The following is a 17701-nucleotide window of genomic DNA, read 5'->3' as shown; positions in this document are numbered from 1 at the left end:
CTCAGCCACTCAGCAGACGGTAGCCGGCACCGCGCACCGTGACCAGATAGCGCGGCTGTGCCGGGTCGGGTTCGAGCTTACGCCGCAGCTTGGCGATGTGGATGTCCACGGTCCGCGTCTCGATGCCCAGGCCACGCGCATAGCCCCAGACCTTGTTCAGCAGCTCCTCGCGCGAGACCGCTCGGTCCGGATTGGCGCCGAGATATTGCAGCACCTCCATCTCGCGTCGGGTGAAGGCGATGGTCTCGGTGCCGCGACGACCGGCGAGGTTGCGCACGTCGATCTCGACCTCCTCGCCGAGCGCGATGCGCTCGCGATCGATGCCCAGACGCGCCCGGCGCAGCACGGCCTCCACCCGGGCGACCAGCTGGGTCACCGAGAAGGGCTTGCCGACATAGTCGTCGGCACCCAGGCGGAGGCCCTGGACGATGTCCTCGTCGGCGGTCTTGGCCGTGAGCATGATGATCGGCTGCTCGCGATCGGCGGCGCGGATGCGCTCGCAGATGTCGAAGCCGTTCACGCCCGGCAGCATGACGTCGAGCAGGATCAGATCGAACCGCCCGGTCAGTGCCTTGCGCAATCCCGCGTGCCCGTCGGCGGCCGAGTCGACCGCGTAGCCGTGGTAGACGAACAGGTCCTCGAGCCCGGTGCGGATGGCCGGCTCGTCCTCGACGATCAAGAGGCTGAACTTGGTGTGCATGTCACGCCGCAGGGTATCAAGGCGCCCCCTCCGCGGCACGTAAAATCCATGTAAACCCGACGGCCCGATCTTTACCGAACCGCGCCTATGGCCGGGCCGGCCGCCTTCCTAGACTGGAGTTGTCGAGCAACTCAGTCCCTAAAGGAGGGCAATCATGACACTCGTCACCCGCATGTCCCGGCTGTTGCGAGCCGATGTCAACGCGGTCCTCGACCGCATCGAGGAACCCGCCGCCCTGCTGCGCCAAGCCGTGCGCGACATGGAGGAGGCGCTCGCCCGCGACGAGCAGCGGGCTCGGCGTCTGGAGTCCGAACAGCAGGGGCAGACGCGCCGTCTGACGGACCTCGAACGCACCCTGCGCGAGACCGACGAGCAGCTCGACCTCTGCTTCCGATCCGACCGGGAAGACCTGGCCCGCACGCTGATTCGGCGTCGGCTCGAGACCGAGCAGTCTCAACGACTGACGACGGATCGACTGGAGGGCCTCTCACGCACACTGACCGAGCTGCGCAACCGGATCGTCGAGAATCGAGCGCGGCTCGCGGAGGTCCGGCGCAGGGCCGAGCTAGTCACTGAGGAACCTGGCGAGGATGCCGACGACGTCTGGACGACGGCCTCGGTCAGCGTGCGGGACGCCGATGTCGAGGTGGCCTTCCTGCGCGAGAAGGGCCGGAGGGCAGGCTCATGACACGGCCGACCTTTCTCGAAGGCGTCGGGGTCGCGCTTACGGCGAGCCTCGCGGGCGCGGCCGTGTACACGGCACTTTCGGCGGCCATCGGCGGCGGCAGCGGCATCTTGCGCCCGGTCATCGCCGCTCTCGCGCTCGGCTACCTGATCTATCTGCTGGCCCGCACACCGGTGCGCGTCGGGCGTGTCGCGGCCTTTCTGGCGTGGTGTCTCGCGGCGGTCGGACTCTCGCTCGCCGCGCCGCCGTTTGTGCTCTACCTGCTGCTGCACGTCGGAATGCTCTGGCTGATCCGCACGCTCTTCTTCCATTCGAGTCTCGTCTCGGCACTCGCAGATCTCGCACTCGCCCTCCTTGCTCTCGCAGCGGGCATCTGGGCATCGGTGCAGACGGGGAGCCTGCTGCTCGGCATCTGGTGCTTCTTCCTCGTTCAGGCCGGCTTTGTCGCGATCCCGACCGGCCCGGCAGCGCGACATCCCGGGCGCCGGCCTTACCAAGAAGACGCTTTCGAGCACGCCCACCGCATCGCCGAGGCGGCGTTGCGCAAGCACGCCTCGTCCCTCTGATCCATCCGGAGACCTCACCATGAAGACCAAGCTCATCGCACTCGCACTCTTCGCGGCCACCGCAGGCACGGTCGCGCTCTACCCGACGGACCGCGGCGCGATCGCCGTCGACATCCCGCCGGACGATCCGACACAAGTCCCCCTGCGGCCCCTGGATCTCCTGACCAACGAACGCCCCCTCGTGGAGGTGGTCTTCGTGCTCGATACGACCGGAAGCATGGGCGGCCTCATCCAGACCGCCAAGGACAAGATCTGGTCCATCGCCTCGACCATGGCCTCCGCGCAGCCCGCGCCCGAGATCCGTATCGGCCTGGTAGCCTACCGAGATCGCGGCGACGACTACGTCACGCAGGTCGTCGATCTGTCGCGGGACATCGACGCGATCCAGGCGAGCCTGATGGATTTCGAGGCAGCCGGCGGCGGGGACGGCCCGGAAAGCGTGAACCAGGCGCTCCACGAGGCGATCCATCGGATCTCTTGGAGCCGGGATCCCGATGCCTACAAGGTGGTGTTCCTGGTCGGCGATGCCCCGCCGCACCTCGACTATCAGGACGACGTTCAATACGCTCAATCCATCGCCGTCGCGCAACACAAGGGCATTGCCGTCAACGCCATTCAATGCGGCGAGGATGCCGGTACCGCCACGCATTGGCAGCGTATCGCCCAACTTGGCGGCGGCACCTATTTTCGCGTGGACCAAGCGGGCGGCGCCGTCGCCATCGCGACACCCTTCGACCGCAAGCTCGCCGAGCTCTCGGCGACGCTCGACGAGACGCGGCTCTACTACGGCACGGCCGAGGAGAAGGAGGCGCAGGCCCGCAAAGAGGCCGCGACGGACAAGCTCCATACGGGCTCTTCCGTCGCGTCCCGAGCACGTCGCGCCGCATTCAACGCAACGGATGCCGGGAAATCCAACCTGCTCGGCGACAAGGATCTGGTGGAGGATGTCGCCAGCGGACGGGTGGATCTGTCGACCATCGCCCCGGCGGCGCTCCCGGAACCGCTGCAGACCCTGGCGCCCGAGGCTCAACAAGCACTGATCGCAGAGACGGCGGAGCGGCGCAAGGCTCTGTCCGAGGAAATCGACTCGCTTGCGGTGCAGCGCGACGCCTATCTGAAAGAGCAGGTCGCAGCCCGAGGCGGCGCGAAGGACTCGCTGGATCATCGCCTCTACGATGCCATCCGAGAGCAGGCGGGCGCAAAGGGGCTTCGCTACGACGGAGACGGCCCTGCCTACTAGTGCAACGTTGTGCAATTCCCGAGGCCATCCGAGCTTGGATCCACGGCGGACTGAAGTCCGCCTCCCTCGGGGTGCCGACGAAAGTCGGTATACACGGACGTGGCGCAGCCCATCGCACCGAGCGCGGTCAGGAGCGTTTGGCGGCTCGGCTAGTGGTGCCGGCACTCCTGGTCATGCGCCTTCCGGGCGATATCCGTGAGACAGCGGTCCTCTCGAACGTCTCCCCCCGATGAAGAACGTTTTCTGCAGACCAGGGTGCAGCGGCGACGGCTTTCTCGGATAGACTCGCAGCTACAAGCGGCTGATCCGCGCGCCTTCGTTCGCCCGAGGTAACCTCCATGATCGCTCTTGCCCGCGACACCAAACCCCGGTTCGACATGCCATACCGTCTCATCAAGCCCGGTCTTGCGATGTTGGCCGCCCTTCTGGTCGGCGGTTGCGCCACCGAGGCGCGCCAATTGATGCCGACCCCGATCCTGTATCAGCTCCCGGACGGACAGCCGGTGTTCGAGGTTGCCGAGACGTCCCGACAGACCCCGGACATCGACCTCCTGTTCATCACCGACCGGGCCCCGCCGACGGCTGCCGAAAAAGAGGCCGCTGCCGAGACCGAGATTCCCCTGCCCTACGGTCAGGAACGCGCCCGGCGCATTGCCTTCGGCTCGGCCCGGGTTCGGATGGTGCCGGGGTTGGATTGGGAGACGTTGCGCGAGCAAAGCCAGCTTGCCGAGCGCACACGGGAGATCAATCTGGAGCTTGGCCCGGTGCGGGAATTGGGGGCCTATCCGGACGAGCCCTACCCCGTGTCCAAGGGTGCCGACGGCAAGGTTCTGCGCGACCGTGCCGAGCTCGCGCGCCACTTCGAGGCGAAGGCCGCACTCCAGGGCGAGGTGGAACGCAGGCTTGCGCAGGCGCCGAAGAAAGAGCTCATGCTCTACGTTCACGGGTTCAACGAGTCCTTCGCCACCGCCGCCTTCACCGCCGCGGAGCTGTGCCACTTCCTCGGTCGCGAGCAGGTCTGCGCCTTCTTCACCTGGCCCGCGTCGACCACCGGCAATTTCCTGATCTCCTACACCACCACCACCGAATCCGCCGACTACGCGGTGGCCCATCTGAAGAAGACGATCCGCACCCTCGCCAGTACCCCGGGACTCGAGCGGCTGCAGCTGCTTGCCCATAGCCGCGGCACGGCCCTGACCCTGCGTGCGGTGAGCGAGCTGGTCACCGAGGCCATCGCCGCCGGCAAGGAGCCGATTGACCTGTACAAGATCGACAATCTGGTCCTGTTCTCGCCCGACATCGACGTGGATATCGCCGGTCAGCAGATCACCGGCTTCCTGTCCGATCCGGAGCTGATGACGGTGTGGCCGGAGGGCCGCCTGCCGCGCGTGCTGCAGGGCCGCTTGACGATCTATGCCTCGCCCGAGGACCGTGCCCTGCTGGTGTCCCGCATCCTGTTCCGCAGTCGCAACCGGGTCGGTCAGCTGCGCCCCGAGGACATCCCGGACCGGGCGCAGCGCTACTTCGAGGCCGTCGGGCGCATCGACCTGGTCTCTTACGAGGGCAAGCGCACGGACCTGTTCGGCCACTCCTACTTCACCACCAATCCGCAGGTCAGCTCCGATCTGATCGAATTGATCCGTTACGACAAGCAGTTGGGCGAGCCGGGACGCGAGCTGATCAAGACCGGACGGGTGACCTGGGAGTTTCCGGTGGACGGGACGTGACGCGCCTTTCCGGGGCCTCGACGGATCGCTGCGGCGGACGGGGACTCGCTACTTCTCCTTCGCATAGGGCCAAGCGACGACGCCGCCTTCCATGACCTTCACATTGTGCCATCCGTGGGCATCGAGGATGGCTGCGGCCTCGTACCCGCGCAGCGAGATCCGGCAGTAGAGGATCATCTCTTTGGACTTGTCCTGCGGCAGCTCGGCGAAGCGGTCGCGCAATGCGCCGAGCGGGATGAGGGTCTCGCCGATGCCCAGGCGGGTCTCCTCGAATTCCTGAGGGCTGCGCGTATCCAGGATGAAGCAGTCGGCGCCGGAGTCGACGCGCTGTTTGACCTCGCTGGCCGAGAGACCCTGCATCCGACCCTGGAGCTTGTTGTCCATGACCTGTGCCGCGCTGATCACGTGATCGATGGCGAGCGAGTACGGCGGGGCATAGGGCAGATCGGCGTTGACCATGTCCTCCACGGTCAGCTTGCCGCGGATCGCCATCGCGACGACCGCCACGCGCTTGCTGACATCGCCGGGGCCGATGCATTGAAAGCCTAGGATGCGGCCGGTCTTGCGGTCGGCAACCATCTTGCTGATCAGCAGCTTGCCGCTCATGTAGCCGGGGATGTCGAGCCCGGAGATGATCGCCGTCTCGATGTCGTCGAATCCCGCCTCGCGGGCATCCTTGGCGGAGAGTCCGGTGAAGCCGACCGTGTAGTCGAAGATCTTGCAGATACCGGTCTGGATGATGCCGGGGAAGCGGGCGCTGCCGTCCTTCACCAGGTTCTGACCGGCGACGCGTCCCTGTAGATTGGCGAGGTCGCCATAAGGCGCGCGCACCGCTTTCCCGCTGACCAGCGAGGTGCATTCGACACAGTCGCCGACGGCATAGACGTCCGGGTCGGAGGTCTGCATATAGGGGTTGACGCGGATGCCCCCGACCGCACCGATCTCGATGCCGGCGGCTTGTGCGAGCTTCACGTTGGGTCTGACACCGACGGCAATGACGGCGACCTCGCAGGGCAGCTCGGTGCCGTTGTCGAGCTTGACGCCGACCAGCTTGCCGTTCTCCCCGAGAAGCTCGGCAACACCGTTGCCGACGATGATGTCGGGGCCGTGCGCGCGGACATGGTTCTCGACCAGCTTGGCCAGGTCCGGATCGAGGAAGGGAAGGATCTGTTGCGTCTTCTCGATGACGGTCGTGTGTATCCCGGCGAGCCGCAGCGCCTCGCAGACCTCGAACCCGATCAGTCCGCCGCCGACGACCACGGCCTTGGTCGTCTTTTTTTCGTCGCGGACTGCACGCAAGGCGTCGGCATCGGCCATCGAATGCAGCGTCGTAACCCCCTCGAGCTCGATTCCCGGCACGGAGGGGCGCAGCGGTGTCGCACCCGTTGCGATCACCAGTCGGTCGTAGGGGATGGTGGCGTGCTCGCCGGTCGACAGATCCCGATAGGTGACGGTCTTGGCGACCCGGTCGATCTCGGTCGCCTCGGTGCGCACCAAGGCTTGAATGCGCTTGGCCTTGCCGTAGAACGCAGGGTCTCGGACGATGCCCGCCGGCGTGCAGACGAGCATGTTGCGATCGTCGAAGGTACCGCCGACATAGTAGGGGAAGCCGCAGGAGGCCATGGACAGATCCGGCTCGCGCTGGATCAGGGTGATCTCGGCATGCTCGTCCATTCGGCGAGCCTTGGCGGCAGCCTTGGGACCGGCGGCGGATCCGCCGATAACGACGATACGCAAGGGTTGCGACGACATAGATCAGGTCTCTCGGTTGAGCGGAAACGGGTAGGGAGGCACGGCCGGATGCACAATCGAGCAAGGCGTCGGAGTCTATTGACGGGGCGGTCTCGGTCGAGCGGTTGAACGCAGGCAGTGTGAGCCATTCCGCTGCCGTCGGAATTGCGGATCCTCAACAGTCGGCGAGTCGAGACTGATCCGGGTCAAGCCCGCGCGAGAAGAGTGCTTGCGAGTGTCAGTCGAGCCTGTTGGTCGGCAACAGTACGCCGACCCGTCTTGCCGTGCTCGTAACTCCCCCGGCTATCATGGCGCGCGGCGCAGGGCATCACGTCCCGGGGGCCGGCCGCGAGCAAAAGACCGATCGCCGGAGGCTGGAGGCTGGAGGCTGGAGGCTGGAGGCTGGAGGCTGGAGGCTGGAGGCTGGAGGCTGGAGGCTGGAGGCTGGAGGCTGGAGGCTGGAGGCTGGAGGCTGGAGGCTGGAGGCTGGAGGCTGGAGGCTGGAGGCTCGAGCCCGGAGCCCGGAGCCCGGCCCCGGCCTCCGAAAAAACTCAGCTGGCGGCCGCGGTCTTACCCCAAGGCACGATCCGATCGATCGCGCCGTCCTTGCGGACATACTGATGCCAAAGCGCGGCCAAGATATGCAGGCTGATCAAGATGTAGAAGAAATACTCCATGTAGGTCCCGTGGCCGATCTTGGCGATGTCGTGCAGCCACGGCATGTCGCCGACGATCGAGGGGATCGGAGTCCCGAAGAAATCCGCCGGAACGTCTTTGGAGGCGATGCGCAGATAGCCGCCGATCGGCACCAGCAGGGTGGCCAGATTCAGCAGCACATGTGCCGCCTTGGCCAGCATACGGGTGATCCAGAGGCCGGGGAGCGGCGCGGGCCGGAACGTCATCTTGGTCCAAATCATACGCAGGATCACGATCGCGAACAGCAGGATGCCGAGCGACATGTGCAGGTTCAGCCAGTCGGTCCGCGCATCCGAGCCTTTCTCGGCCATCTCGCGCAGAAGATTCGTGCCGAGCATGGCAAAGAGCAGGGCGGCGACGACCCAGTGAAAGAGTTGGGAAACGATGCCGTAACGTTCGATGGATTGCGTGTCGTTCATGAAAGGATTCCTTTTCGTCTGGACCGTCGTCGTTCGCGTTGGGTGATGAATCGTCGGTCGGGTCGTTCGGAGCGGCGAGTATCATTAGAGTTTGTCGGGTTTGCAATCGTACGCTATCGAAGATGTCCGGGGCATTGCAGTTGAGCGCATGTCGGCGCCGAATCGCGATCGCCCCCACTTCGCCGCCTACGGTGATTTCTCGCTGGACTTCGAGGTGGTCTACTATGTCATCGGTGCAGACTTCACGCTCGACATGGACATCCAACAAGCCATCAACCTCGCGATCTATCTCAAGCTCGAAGAGGAAGGCATCCAGTTTGCCTATCCGACCCGGGAGCTGATCGTGCGCCGCCCCGGCGAGCTTGGCCGGGCGTCGGCATGAGCCCGCGTGGATTGCGCGGGCTTGCCGCATGCGGCATGCTCTGTCTCGCCGCGGCGATTCAATCCGGAGCCGGCCCGGCCGGAGTTGATCAGCCCCGAATTGATGAGCCTGGATTCGAGACCCCGAGCCCTGCGAAGGGAACGGCACACCTCAACGGAGTCGAGAGCATGATCGAGCGCGCGTCCATCGACGATATCGAGATCGCCTACCGCATCTTCGGGCCGTCCCGAGACGGCGTCCCGGTGCTCATGATCATGGGGTACGGGGGGCTGATGGAAATGTGGCCTCCGACGATCATCGAGGCGCTGGCCCGCACGCGACCGGTCATCGTCTTCGACAATCGCGGCATGGGTTACAGCACCTCCTCGGATCAGGACTACTCGATCGCGCGTTTTACCGCCGATGCCCATGCCCTACTGCAGACGCTGCACATCAGCCGCGCCCACGTCCTGGGCTGGTCCATGGGATCCTATATCGCACAGGAGCTTGCACTCGCGCATCCGGAGAGTGTCGAGCAGCTCGTCCTCTTGTCCGCATCCTGCGGAGGCGCGGAGGCGATCTGGCCGGACGAGGCGGTCTGGCGAAGGCTGGTGGACATGTCCGGAACACTGGAGGAGCGCATCCGGCGGATGTTCGAGAACCTCTTCCCGCCCGACTGGCTGCGGGAGACCCCGGACCCGATGCAGATCTTCCCTCCCATCACGGCACCGATCGACGACGCGAATCTGATGCGTCAGGCCGAGGCACTCGGTGCCTGGCCCGGCGTCTGTCCAAGACTCTCCGAGATCGCCGCCCAGACACTGCTGATGACGGGCACCGAGGACGTCGTCATCCCGCCGCGCAATGCATGGATCATCGGCGAGCGAATCCCCGACGCCTCGGTGATTCAGATCAAGGGCGGCGGACACGGCTTCTTCTATCAGGTACCCGAACAGACCGCCCGCTATCTTGCCGCCTTCCTCGACGGGGAACGGGTGCACCCGCTCCCCGGAGGCTTCTGAGGCGATTTCCGCGGAGGTCTTCCCCTCCCGGGAATCACCTAAACCGCGTCCAGTGCGGTATGCGATGTTTTTGGATGGGATCGGCCCCGGCGGATTTCAGAGCCGCTGGAGCCGACGCGGTTTAAAGTATTAAAAAATATTAAATTCTAAACCGCGTCTCACTGGGATCGACGATATCGCCGAAGCCAATCGCACAATGAAAACGACGCATGTCGCTCTGGACGCGGTTTAACCGCCGCTCCTTCGCCCTCAGCCGCCGATCGTCGCCTCCCACCAAGCCCGATAGGCCGCGTCGGGCGGCACCACCTTGGCCGTTGCCTCGCTGATGCGGTTGCCTTCGGGATCGGTGATGCCGATCTGCATCTCGACGATTCCGCCGCGAATCATACGTGCGACCTCCAGTGTCACGACCAGCTCGTCGCCCGGATAGAGTGGGCGGCGAAGGCGTTCGGGCGAGAAGGTCAAGCCGAGAGTTCCGTCGCCGGGAAACTCGGTTCCGAAGAGCGCGGAGATGCGCGTCTGGACGAGTCCGCCCGGGACGATGATGTCGCGTGCATCCGGGAACCGAACCCGTGCCGCATCGAGGTCGCGATGGATCGCGTTGTGATCGCCGACCAGCGCACAGTAACGATCGACCTCCTCACGGCTGAAGCTCAGGCAGGCCTCATGGCGCATGCCGACCTCGAGCATCGCGGCGGTCAAGCAGCGGGTCCGTGTCATGGATGGGATCTCCCTGTTGTCCTTCCGAGTCCGGAAAGCAGGTTCGCGGCGATCGCGACGCCGCTCAAATGACTTCCAGCGCGCGGATCAGCGCCATCACGTCCGGCTCTTCCGCCAGCTCGCCTTCCCAGACGCGATAAACGCGCGTGTCTTCGGGAGCGCCGAGGGTCAGCTCGGCGATAAATCCGGTCGCACCCGCGGGTGCCGGGTGTTCTCGAGGCTCGCCCAGGGCAGCGATCAGGGCGGCGATCTCGCGGGTCTGACGCTCGTCGAGTGCGCCTTGGCGTGGCTTGTGGCTGGTGTGGTCGCCGCAGTCGACCCGATAGGCACCCGTGGGCTCCAGGGTGATCTCCAGCACATAGTCGTCTTGTCCGACGACTCGGTAGTGAACGCGCGGTAGGGACATGACGCGATTGCCTCCCTTGTGGTGATTGGCCGGATTCGGGCGATTCCGAGTCCTGTCGACGCCCGATAGTCTATACCGAGCGCACGCGGCTTGCTTTTCCCGGAGCCCGTTGGCACGCTCGGAGGCTGCCGAGTCCCGGCCGGGCGCTTGGCGGACAACGAAAAACATAATGTTTAGGAGGAATTCGATGAAGTCTCGTTCTTTGGTGTCGCTCCTTGTTTTGCTCGGAGCCGCCGCCGGCGCTTGCGCCCAGCCTTACGGCTATGCTCCCCCGCCCATCCCCGAGGGCTACGGCCCGATGCAGATGCCCTATGGCGGGGCTTATCCCGCCATGCCCGCCATGCCGGAAATGCCCGCTTCCCCGTCTCGCCCCGCGCGTGCGGAGTCTCCCGCAGCAGCGTCCCGAGGGGTGCCGGTGTCCAAAGGCCCCGCAGCCGAGGCCAGCGCGACGCTCAAAGAGGGCATGGAAAAACTCCTCGGCTTCCTCGCCCGTGAAGAAGTGCCGAATCGGCTTCAAGTCGCAGCCTTCCTGGATCGCGAGATCGCGCCTTATTTCGACTTCGAGTACATGGCCAAGTGGGTGGCCGGTCCGGCGTCCGACGGTATGAGTGCCGAGGATAAGACGGCGATGGCCGCGCGTCTGGAGGCCGATTTCCTCGGCACGCTGGCATCGCGGTTGATGGACTACCAGGGACAGCAGATCCGCATGTTGCCGCCCCGTCGAGGCCCGCGCGGCGACGTCAGCGTCAACGTGGCGCTGCTGGGCGCGCAGGGCTATCCGGCCAAGCTCGAGTTTCGGATGTACAAATCGCCGACCGGCTGGCGCGTGTACGATGTCGTGGCGAACGGCCAGAGCGCTGCCGCCTATTATCGGGTGCAGTTCCAGCGCATGGCCGGACAGGCTGGAATGCCCGCGCGTTGATCCTCGAGGAAGCCGCTCCTTCCGGCGCAGCTGGCGTCGTTCGCAGTGTTGAACGGTAGGGTGGACGAGCGAGAGCGAAGTCCGCCGATGCCTGCGCCGGCGTTGGTGGACTGCGCTGCGCTTGCCCCCGGGGGGTCACCCTTCGCTGCCCCCCTGCTCGACCCGATCGATCCGACCGAACCACTTGGATAAGCCGCGGCCAAAGGCCATAGACCGGATCTTGCGAAAGATCGCGACCGGCGATGATGTCTCCCGACCGGGAGCCGACCATGTGGAGCCGATGGAGCCGACGATGGATGGACCGACGAACAGCGCGCCGCCCGGCGCCGACGACATGCCCTCGAAGGTCGGGCGGGCGATGTTGTTTGCGGCATGGATCGTGGGATTGGCGCTGTTGGCGATGTTCTTCGACGGCGTGATCAGCGGACGCGACAATCCCAACCCGGATCCGGTTGCACTGCAAAGCGGCGGCGGGGTCCCCGAGGTGCGACTCGAACGCAACCGTGCCGGGCACTATGTCGCCGGCGGTCGGATCAACGGCTCACCGGTTCGTTTTCTGATCGACACCGGCGCGACCGACGTGGCCCTGCCGCTGTCCTTGGCCGAACGCCTGTCGCTGCCGCTCAGACCGGGCGGCATGAGCAAGACCGCAAACGGCATGGTGCGGACCTGGACGACACGGCTCGACACCGTCGATCTCGGCGGATTGGTCGCGCACAACGTCCGCGCCACGGTCTTGCCGAACATGCCGGGGGATGAAGTCCTTCTGGGCATGAGCTATCTGAGACATCTGGAGCTGATCCAACGCGGCGGGGTGCTGACGCTGCGTCCTCATCTGGGATCATCTTGATCCGCGCCTCGGCGCCGGCCTCGCGCGCGACCGACTTTCGCCGACACAACCTCGTCATCTTTGTGGTTTCGGTTTAAGCTCGACCCAACCCGTGCATCGGCGCGACGGCTCGAGCGCAATGCCGGGCGGGCGGCCTGCGGCGATTCGGCCCCGCGATCGGGGTCGGAGTCAACGCCGACGGTGTTTCGTTGTTATCGACGTATCCCGACGAACAATGACCAGACTCCACCGGATCCGAGACAACTCGGTCGCTTGGCTCAGACGCAAGATGCCGATACCCGTGTTTTTGCTCGCGAGTCTGCTGATCATCCTGCTTGCGCGCGATCTGGCTGCACGTCGGGAGAATCCGAATCCGAATCCGGTCGCCTATCTCGGCGCCGGCGACGTACCCGAGGTGGTCCTGAAGGAAAATCAGGTGAGTCAGTACGTGACCACCGGACGGATCAACGGAACCCCGATCGAGTTTTTGGTCGATACCGGGGCCGTGGATGTCGCCATGCCCTACATGGTCGCCCAGACGCTCGGCTTGACGCTCCAACCCGGCGGGGTCAGCAAGACCGGCAACGGCGATGTGCGCACCTGGGTCGCGCGCTTGGAGAGCGTGGACGTCGGCGGGCTGGTCGCCTACGACATCAACGCGACCATCCTCCCCAACATGCAGGGCGATCAGGTCTTGCTCGGCATGGCCTACCTCAGACGCATGGAGCTGGTGCTGCGCGGCGGGGAGATGATCCTGCGCCCCTATTCGAGCGACTAAGGCAATCTCCGGAAATCAGCGTCCCGACTGCGCATGCCGGCACGACCTGAAGGAGCCCGAGGTACGCCTGAATGCGCATCGACACCTCGATCGCGCATTGCACATCCGATCGGCCGGAAGCAACGGCGCGAAGCGGCGCTCCCCCGGGATAGACGACTTGCAGTCGTCCTCTTTACAAGCGTCCCGATTCCGGCGGGGTCGCGCTCCACCCGACGCTCTCGGGCCGTCGGATCGGCTGAAGAAGACGACTGCAAGTCGTCTATCCAGGGGGCGTGTCGGAAGATCCTTTACCGGAAATCACCTAAACCGTGTCGCCGCCAGGGACTGTGGATGCACCAAACGTCGAGCTCACTCGAAAATGCGCGTCTTGCTCTGGACGTGGTTTAATCGACCTGCAGCGCAACCCCGCCGCGTCTCGGATCGCCCGCGCCGTGCGTGCTGCCGTCCGGGGCGACCGCCACGCTGTGGGCGCCGCCGAAGAAGACACTTCCCCGATTCCAGACCTTGAGCCCCGGCCAGTGCATGCCGAGCGCGGCGATCGTTTCGGCCGTGATCGGCGGCTCGAGATTCAGCACCCCGTCTTCGTAGTGCATCCTGGGAGAGGCCACGGCGGCCTCCAGATCGAGCCCGAAGTCGATCAGATTGGAGACCACCTGCAGGATGGCGCTGCGGATCCGATTGGATCCGGACGAGCCGGTCACGACCCAACCCCCCTCCGCCAGTGCCAGAAGGCTCGGCGCCATCATGGAGCTGATCCGCCGATTGGTCGGCCAGCGATGGAAGCCGTGCGGGTTGATGTCCTCCTCGCCCAGCATGTTGTTGAGCATGATGCCGGTGCCCGGCAGCACATAGCCGGCACCCTCGCCGTTGGAGAGGGTGACGCTGGCGAGGTTGCCGTCGCGATCGGCGACGCTGATCTGCGTCGTCCCGCGGCTGAAGGTCGCCGCACCCTCCATGAGCTTGCGATAGGCATCCATGATGCTCGGAGTCAACTCCGACAGTGGCGCCGAAAATGGCTCGGCCTGCGCACCCGGCTGCGTGCGACGCAGGCGCTGGGTGAGCTCCTGGGCAAGCGCGAGCGCGTGCAGATGCGCGGGGCTGCCGCGTCCGAGGCGGGCCGGGTCGACAGTGGCGAGCAGACCCAGTGTGACGCCGAGCAGGAACCCGCCCTGCGAGGGCGGCGGATTGGTGTAGAGGTGCGCCCCGCGATAGGGGTGGACCAGCGGTACGCGTCGCTCGACCCGGTAGCCGGCCAGATCCGCCGCGCTCAGATGCCCGCCGTGCTCGGCGCAGTCGCGGACCAAGCGCGCCCCCAAGTCGCCGTGATAGAAGGGACCCGCGCCCTCGCGGGCGATCCTCTCCAGCGCCTCTGCAAGCTGTGGGTTGCGCACCCGCGCACCGATCGGTGCGAGCCGGTCGGGTTGATCCGGATCGGCATAGAGTGCGAGCGCCGCAGGGCTCGCGTGTAGGATCGGCGCGACGATCTCGGCGATATCCCGCTGGACGCGGTTTACGATCACCCCGTTGCGGGCGAGACGGCAGGCCGGCGCGACGATGACGTCGAGCGGAAGCCGACAGTGCTCGCGATGGATCGCGACGAGACCGGCGATCGCCCCCGGTGTCGCGATCGATCCTTGTCCGATGTGGAACTCCTGCGTCGCGTCGCCGAAGTCGGCGAGGATCGGATAGAAATCCAGCTCCTGCTCCGGGCGATGTCGTCGCGGGGTCTGGGCGAAGAAGTCGAAGAGCTCCGGCGCCGAGCCGGCGGGTCGGGCGAGCAGAAAGCCGCCGCCGCCGAGGGAGGCCAGGACCGGCTCGGCGATGCAGGCCGCGCACATCGCCGCAAGCGCCGCATCGAAGGCATTGCCGCCCGCACGCAGGGCCTCGGCGGCCGCCTCGGCCGTGAGCGGATGACCGGCTGCCACGCTACCGAGTGCGGTCATGGGAGCCGGTGTCCGAGCGGGGATGTCGAATGCATTGCCGACCTCTGCTGTGCCGATGGCGTGATCCGATGACGTAATCCGATGACGTGATCAAGGAGCGCTCGCTGCCTCGCGCGATGGATGTCTCTCGCTTGATGTTGGCCGGTGCATCAGCCAAGGTGCAACCGATCGCCGATCATGCGAATCTTACGCGTCGGACGCGCACTCGCCAGCAGTATGAGCCGACGAGGTCGCCCGTCGCTCGAGCCGATGCGGACTTCAACCAACCCGATACCCCTCCTGAATGGTCGACGAAACGCACCTAAAGTCCACGCAAGACGATCGCACAGAGACCGCGTCACTGCGACAGGCATTGGGCGAGGTGCGTCGCGAGGCCCAGCAGGAGGTCGCGCGCATCAATCGGCAGTTACGCGAACGCTCCGCGGTCGAGGGCGGAGCGGCATCGGCGGCGGAGCAACTGTCCCTTCGGCAGGAGCTCGACACCCTTCAGCGGACGCTCGGTGCGAAAGAGCAGGCCCTCGACGCGATCACCGAGGAATGCCGACGTCTCGAGGATGTGCTGGAAGACCAGCATCTGGTCTTCGACGGCCTGCGCAAGGAGGTGGAGCGTCGCGATCTCTCCTTGAAGGCCGCACAAGACGAGGTCGGCCGCTTGCGGCAGGCCCTGCTCGATCTTCAGGCGCAGGGGAGCGAGCCGGCGGTGCTCGAGACCGCCGCGCCGAGCTGGCCCTCCGCCGAGCCGCCTCGAATCCGGCGTCGCGCGTTCAACCTCGGGCTCTGGCCGCTCCTTCTGCTCCCTCTTCTCGCGTTGCTCGTGATCCTTGTCTGGCTGCGCGCCGATCGCCCGCAGCCCCACCCTGACCCGGAAACCCTGTCCTCGGGAGCGGAGACACTGGCCGGTGAAGGCGCTCGCCTGCCCGGCGACCTGCCGGCGGCCGATCCCGTCGCGGCCTCGATCGCTTCTGTCCCGACACAGCGTGATCGGCTGCGCGACGGCGGGTATGGCCCGACGCTCGCCAAACTCCCCGGGGGGCGTTTCCGAATGGGCCGGAATCTCACGGTCGCAAGTGATTTCGGCCCGGCGCGCGAGGTCGAGATCGCGCCCGTCCTGATGGGTGTCTACGAGGTCACCTTCGGGGAATACGACCGTTTCGCCCGAGCCACCGGCCGGGGACTTCCCAAGGACTTCGGATGGGGCCGAGGCAACCGCCCGGTGGTCGGGGTGAGCTGGGCCGATGCCCGAGACTACACCTCATGGCTCTCTCGCGAGACCGGACGCAGCTACCGCCTGCCGAGCGAGGCGGAATGGGAGTATGCGGCGCGCGCCGGCGGACGCGGATCCTACTGGTGGGGGTTCGGGCTGGAGGAGAATCGCGCGGTCTGCTTCGATTGCGGCAGCGCCTGGGACAACCGATCGACGGCGCCCGTGGGGAGCTTTGAATCGAGCCCCTTCGGTCTTCACGACACGGCAGGGAATGTCATGGAATGGGTCGCGGACTGTTATCGGCCGGGCTACGACGACGCACCACGCGACGGGCGCGCCCGCACGGACGGTCCCTGCACCTACCGTGTTGCCCGGGGCGGCGCCTTCAACAAGCCGTCGGCCTCGATGCGGACCTACGTTCGCGCGCGCTTCGTTCCGGGAACGCGTCTGGATATGCTGGGGTTTCGCGTTGCGCGTGATCTCTGACCCGGCCGAGTCCGTCCGGGCGCACCCCGCCGGATCCGTGCTGGGTGTCGGCATCGCCGTGCTCGACCTCGTCAACGAGGTCGAGGTCTATCCCGCCGAAGACGACGAGGTCCGCGCCCTGGCCCTGCGCAGGGTGCGCGGCGGCAACGTCACCAACAGCCTCGCCGTGCTGTCGCAGCTCGGACACCCCTGCCGTTGGGTCGGCACCTTGGGCGACGACGCGGCGGCCGACCTGATCCTCGACGACCTTGCCGGTCACGGCATCGAGGCACGCGATGCCGTGCGCGTACCCGGCGGGACCACCCCGACCTCGTCGATCCTGCTCAGCCGCGCCGGCGGGAGCCGGACCATTGTCCATTTTCGAGACCTCCCCGAGCTGAGTGCGGAGGATTTCGGTCGGGTCTCGCTCGCTGGACTCGCCCGGGTCCATTTCGAAGGACGCAACCCGCAGGAGACGGCACGGATGATCCGCCGTGTCCGCGAGGAGGCGCCGGAGGTGCCGATCTCGGTGGAGCTCGAGAAACACCGCCCCGGGATCGAGGCGCTGCTGCATGGCCCGCAGGTCTTGCTGGCGAGTCGTGCCTATGCGCACGCCGTCGGATTCGAGGATCCGGACGCGTTCCTGGAGGATCTCCTCATGCACAGCGACGCAAGGCTTTGCGTTGTCGCTCGGGGTGCGGAAGGTGCCGCCTTCCTCGAGCGCGGCGGTCATGTCCAGCGGGTGCCGGCCTACGTCCCGACGCGTGTCGTCGATACCCTGGGCGCCGGCGATGTCTTCAACGCAGGCGTCATCCATGGCTTGCTGGAGGATCTACCCGCCGCCGAAGCGGTCGAGCAGGCGGTCAAGCTCGCGGGTCTCAAATGCGGACATCCGGGCATTGTGACGGAGCGCGCATCACCGCCGATATCCGACCGAACCTAAACCGCGTCCAGAGTGAAATACGTCATTTTCGTTTTGTGTTCAACGATGCGGGTTTCAGCCTAAACCGCGTCCAAAGCGACTTGCGTCATTTTCACTTTGTGTCGGGATTAGGGATTTTTCCGAACCTCGTGGAGACGCGGTCTAGAATTTTAGATTTTTTAGAACTTTAAACCGCGCCGACTCCGACAATCGTCGAGTCTGCCGAGGCCGATCCCATCCAAAAACATCACATACCGCGCTGGGCGCGGTTTAGGCTGAACGGCTGCTGAATAACGGCGACTCCACACGACCATATGCCGGATGAGTCGCGTGCTGGCGGCGTTATTCATGAGACCGACCGGTAG

17 protein-coding genes are annotated in these 17701 nt (G+C 65.8%); 11 read left to right on the top strand and 6 right to left on the bottom strand.

All coding sequences use genetic code 11. The features are described 5' to 3' along the window. Position 1 precedes the first annotated feature (1 nt). Entirely contained in the window at positions 2 to 700 is a 699-nt protein-coding gene (locus THIMADRAFT_RS07250) for a response regulator transcription factor (protein WP_007192338.1), read from the bottom strand. A 154-nt stretch (positions 701 to 854) separates the two neighbouring features. Here THIMADRAFT_RS07250 and THIMADRAFT_RS07245 point away from each other — a divergent pair, with 154 nt between their 5' ends. From THIMADRAFT_RS07245 to THIMADRAFT_RS07230, 4 genes are all read left to right on the top strand, one after another. Then, positions 855 to 1388: a PspA/IM30 family protein gene (locus THIMADRAFT_RS07245; RefSeq protein WP_007192337.1), complete on the top strand. Its 534-nt coding sequence runs from the start codon at positions 855 to 857 to the stop codon at positions 1386 to 1388. Next, positions 1385 to 1951, top strand: a complete 567-nt coding sequence (locus tag THIMADRAFT_RS07240; RefSeq protein ID WP_007192336.1) for a hypothetical protein — start codon at positions 1385 to 1387, stop codon at positions 1949 to 1951. Before THIMADRAFT_RS07245 ends, THIMADRAFT_RS07240 begins: the two co-directional genes overlap by 4 nt. A 19-nt stretch (positions 1952 to 1970) precedes the next feature. Then, a complete protein-coding gene (locus tag THIMADRAFT_RS07235; RefSeq protein ID WP_007192335.1) occupies positions 1971 to 3191 on the top strand; it encodes a vWA domain-containing protein in 1221 nt (406 codons plus the stop codon). 338 nt (positions 3192 to 3529) lie between these two features. Further along, positions 3530 to 4918, top strand: a complete 1389-nt coding sequence (locus THIMADRAFT_RS07230) for an alpha/beta hydrolase (protein WP_007192334.1) — start codon at positions 3530 to 3532, stop codon at positions 4916 to 4918. A gap of 48 nt (positions 4919 to 4966) precedes the next feature. Here THIMADRAFT_RS07230 and THIMADRAFT_RS07225 read toward each other — a convergent pair whose 3' ends face one another. After that, complete coding sequence (locus THIMADRAFT_RS07225) at positions 4967 to 6670, bottom strand: FAD-dependent oxidoreductase (RefSeq protein WP_007192333.1); 1704 nt, start codon at positions 6668 to 6670, stop codon at positions 4967 to 4969. A 530-nt stretch (positions 6671 to 7200) separates the two neighbouring features. Next, positions 7201 to 7764 (bottom strand): cytochrome b, encoded by a 564-nt coding sequence (locus THIMADRAFT_RS07220; protein ID WP_007192332.1) that lies wholly within the window; start codon positions 7762 to 7764, stop codon positions 7201 to 7203. Between the two features lie 148 nt (positions 7765 to 7912). Between THIMADRAFT_RS07220 and THIMADRAFT_RS07215 the strand changes: the two genes are divergently transcribed. Both THIMADRAFT_RS07215 and THIMADRAFT_RS07210 read left to right on the top strand, forming a co-directional pair. Further along, entirely contained in the window at positions 7913 to 8146 is a 234-nt protein-coding gene (locus THIMADRAFT_RS07215; protein ID WP_007192331.1) for a hypothetical protein, read from the top strand. 167 nt (positions 8147 to 8313) lie between these two features. Next, positions 8314 to 9147 (top strand): alpha/beta fold hydrolase, encoded by an 834-nt coding sequence (locus THIMADRAFT_RS07210; RefSeq protein ID WP_007192330.1) that lies wholly within the window; start codon positions 8314 to 8316, stop codon positions 9145 to 9147. Between the two features lie 249 nt (positions 9148 to 9396). On the opposite strand, the gene THIMADRAFT_RS07205 is transcribed toward THIMADRAFT_RS07210, so the two are convergent. Both THIMADRAFT_RS07205 and THIMADRAFT_RS07200 read right to left on the bottom strand, forming a co-directional pair. Continuing rightward, a complete protein-coding gene (locus THIMADRAFT_RS07205) occupies positions 9397 to 9867 on the bottom strand; it encodes a hotdog family protein (RefSeq protein WP_007192329.1) in 471 nt (156 codons plus the stop codon). 64 nt (positions 9868 to 9931) lie between these two features. After that, on the bottom strand, positions 9932 to 10273 hold the full coding sequence (locus THIMADRAFT_RS07200; protein WP_007192328.1) for a hypothetical protein: 342 nt from the start codon (positions 10271 to 10273) through the stop codon (positions 9932 to 9934). A 187-nt stretch (positions 10274 to 10460) separates the two neighbouring features. Between THIMADRAFT_RS07200 and THIMADRAFT_RS07195 the strand changes: the two genes are divergently transcribed. The 3 genes from THIMADRAFT_RS07195 to THIMADRAFT_RS07185 all read left to right on the top strand — a co-directional run bounded on the left by THIMADRAFT_RS07195 (position 10461) and on the right by THIMADRAFT_RS07185 (position 12802). After that, positions 10461 to 11195, top strand: a complete 735-nt coding sequence (locus tag THIMADRAFT_RS07195) for an MlaC/ttg2D family ABC transporter substrate-binding protein (protein ID WP_007192327.1) — start codon at positions 10461 to 10463, stop codon at positions 11193 to 11195. A gap of 292 nt (positions 11196 to 11487) precedes the next feature. After that, entirely contained in the window at positions 11488 to 12045 is a 558-nt protein-coding gene (locus tag THIMADRAFT_RS07190; protein ID WP_007192326.1) for a retropepsin-like aspartic protease family protein, read from the top strand. A gap of 214 nt (positions 12046 to 12259) precedes the next feature. Beyond that, positions 12260 to 12802: a retropepsin-like aspartic protease family protein gene (locus tag THIMADRAFT_RS07185; protein WP_007192325.1), complete on the top strand. Its 543-nt coding sequence runs from the start codon at positions 12260 to 12262 to the stop codon at positions 12800 to 12802. 383 nt (positions 12803 to 13185) lie between these two features. Here THIMADRAFT_RS07185 and THIMADRAFT_RS07180 read toward each other — a convergent pair whose 3' ends face one another. Continuing rightward, positions 13186 to 14745 carry a gamma-glutamyltransferase family protein gene (locus THIMADRAFT_RS07180; RefSeq protein WP_007192324.1) on the bottom strand — a complete coding sequence of 520 codons (1560 nt, stop codon included), beginning with the start codon at positions 14743 to 14745 and terminating at the stop codon, positions 13186 to 13188. Between the two features lie 283 nt (positions 14746 to 15028). Between THIMADRAFT_RS07180 and THIMADRAFT_RS24510 the strand changes: the two genes are divergently transcribed. Beyond that, complete coding sequence (locus THIMADRAFT_RS24510) at positions 15029 to 16435, top strand: formylglycine-generating enzyme family protein (RefSeq protein ID WP_007192323.1); 1407 nt, start codon at positions 15029 to 15031, stop codon at positions 16433 to 16435. Continuing rightward, positions 16425 to 17357: a PfkB family carbohydrate kinase gene (locus THIMADRAFT_RS07170; protein ID WP_007192322.1), complete on the top strand. Its 933-nt coding sequence runs from the start codon at positions 16425 to 16427 to the stop codon at positions 17355 to 17357. The genes THIMADRAFT_RS24510 and THIMADRAFT_RS07170 overlap by 11 nt, the downstream gene beginning before the upstream one ends. Positions 17358 to 17701 lie beyond the last annotated feature (344 nt).

Source organism: Thiocapsa marina 5811 (assembly GCF_000223985.1).
Classification (GTDB): domain Bacteria; phylum Pseudomonadota; class Gammaproteobacteria; order Chromatiales; family Chromatiaceae; genus Thiocapsa; species Thiocapsa marina.
Note: the sequence above shows the minus strand (reverse complement) of the source record. Positions and strands in the feature narration are given on the sequence as shown.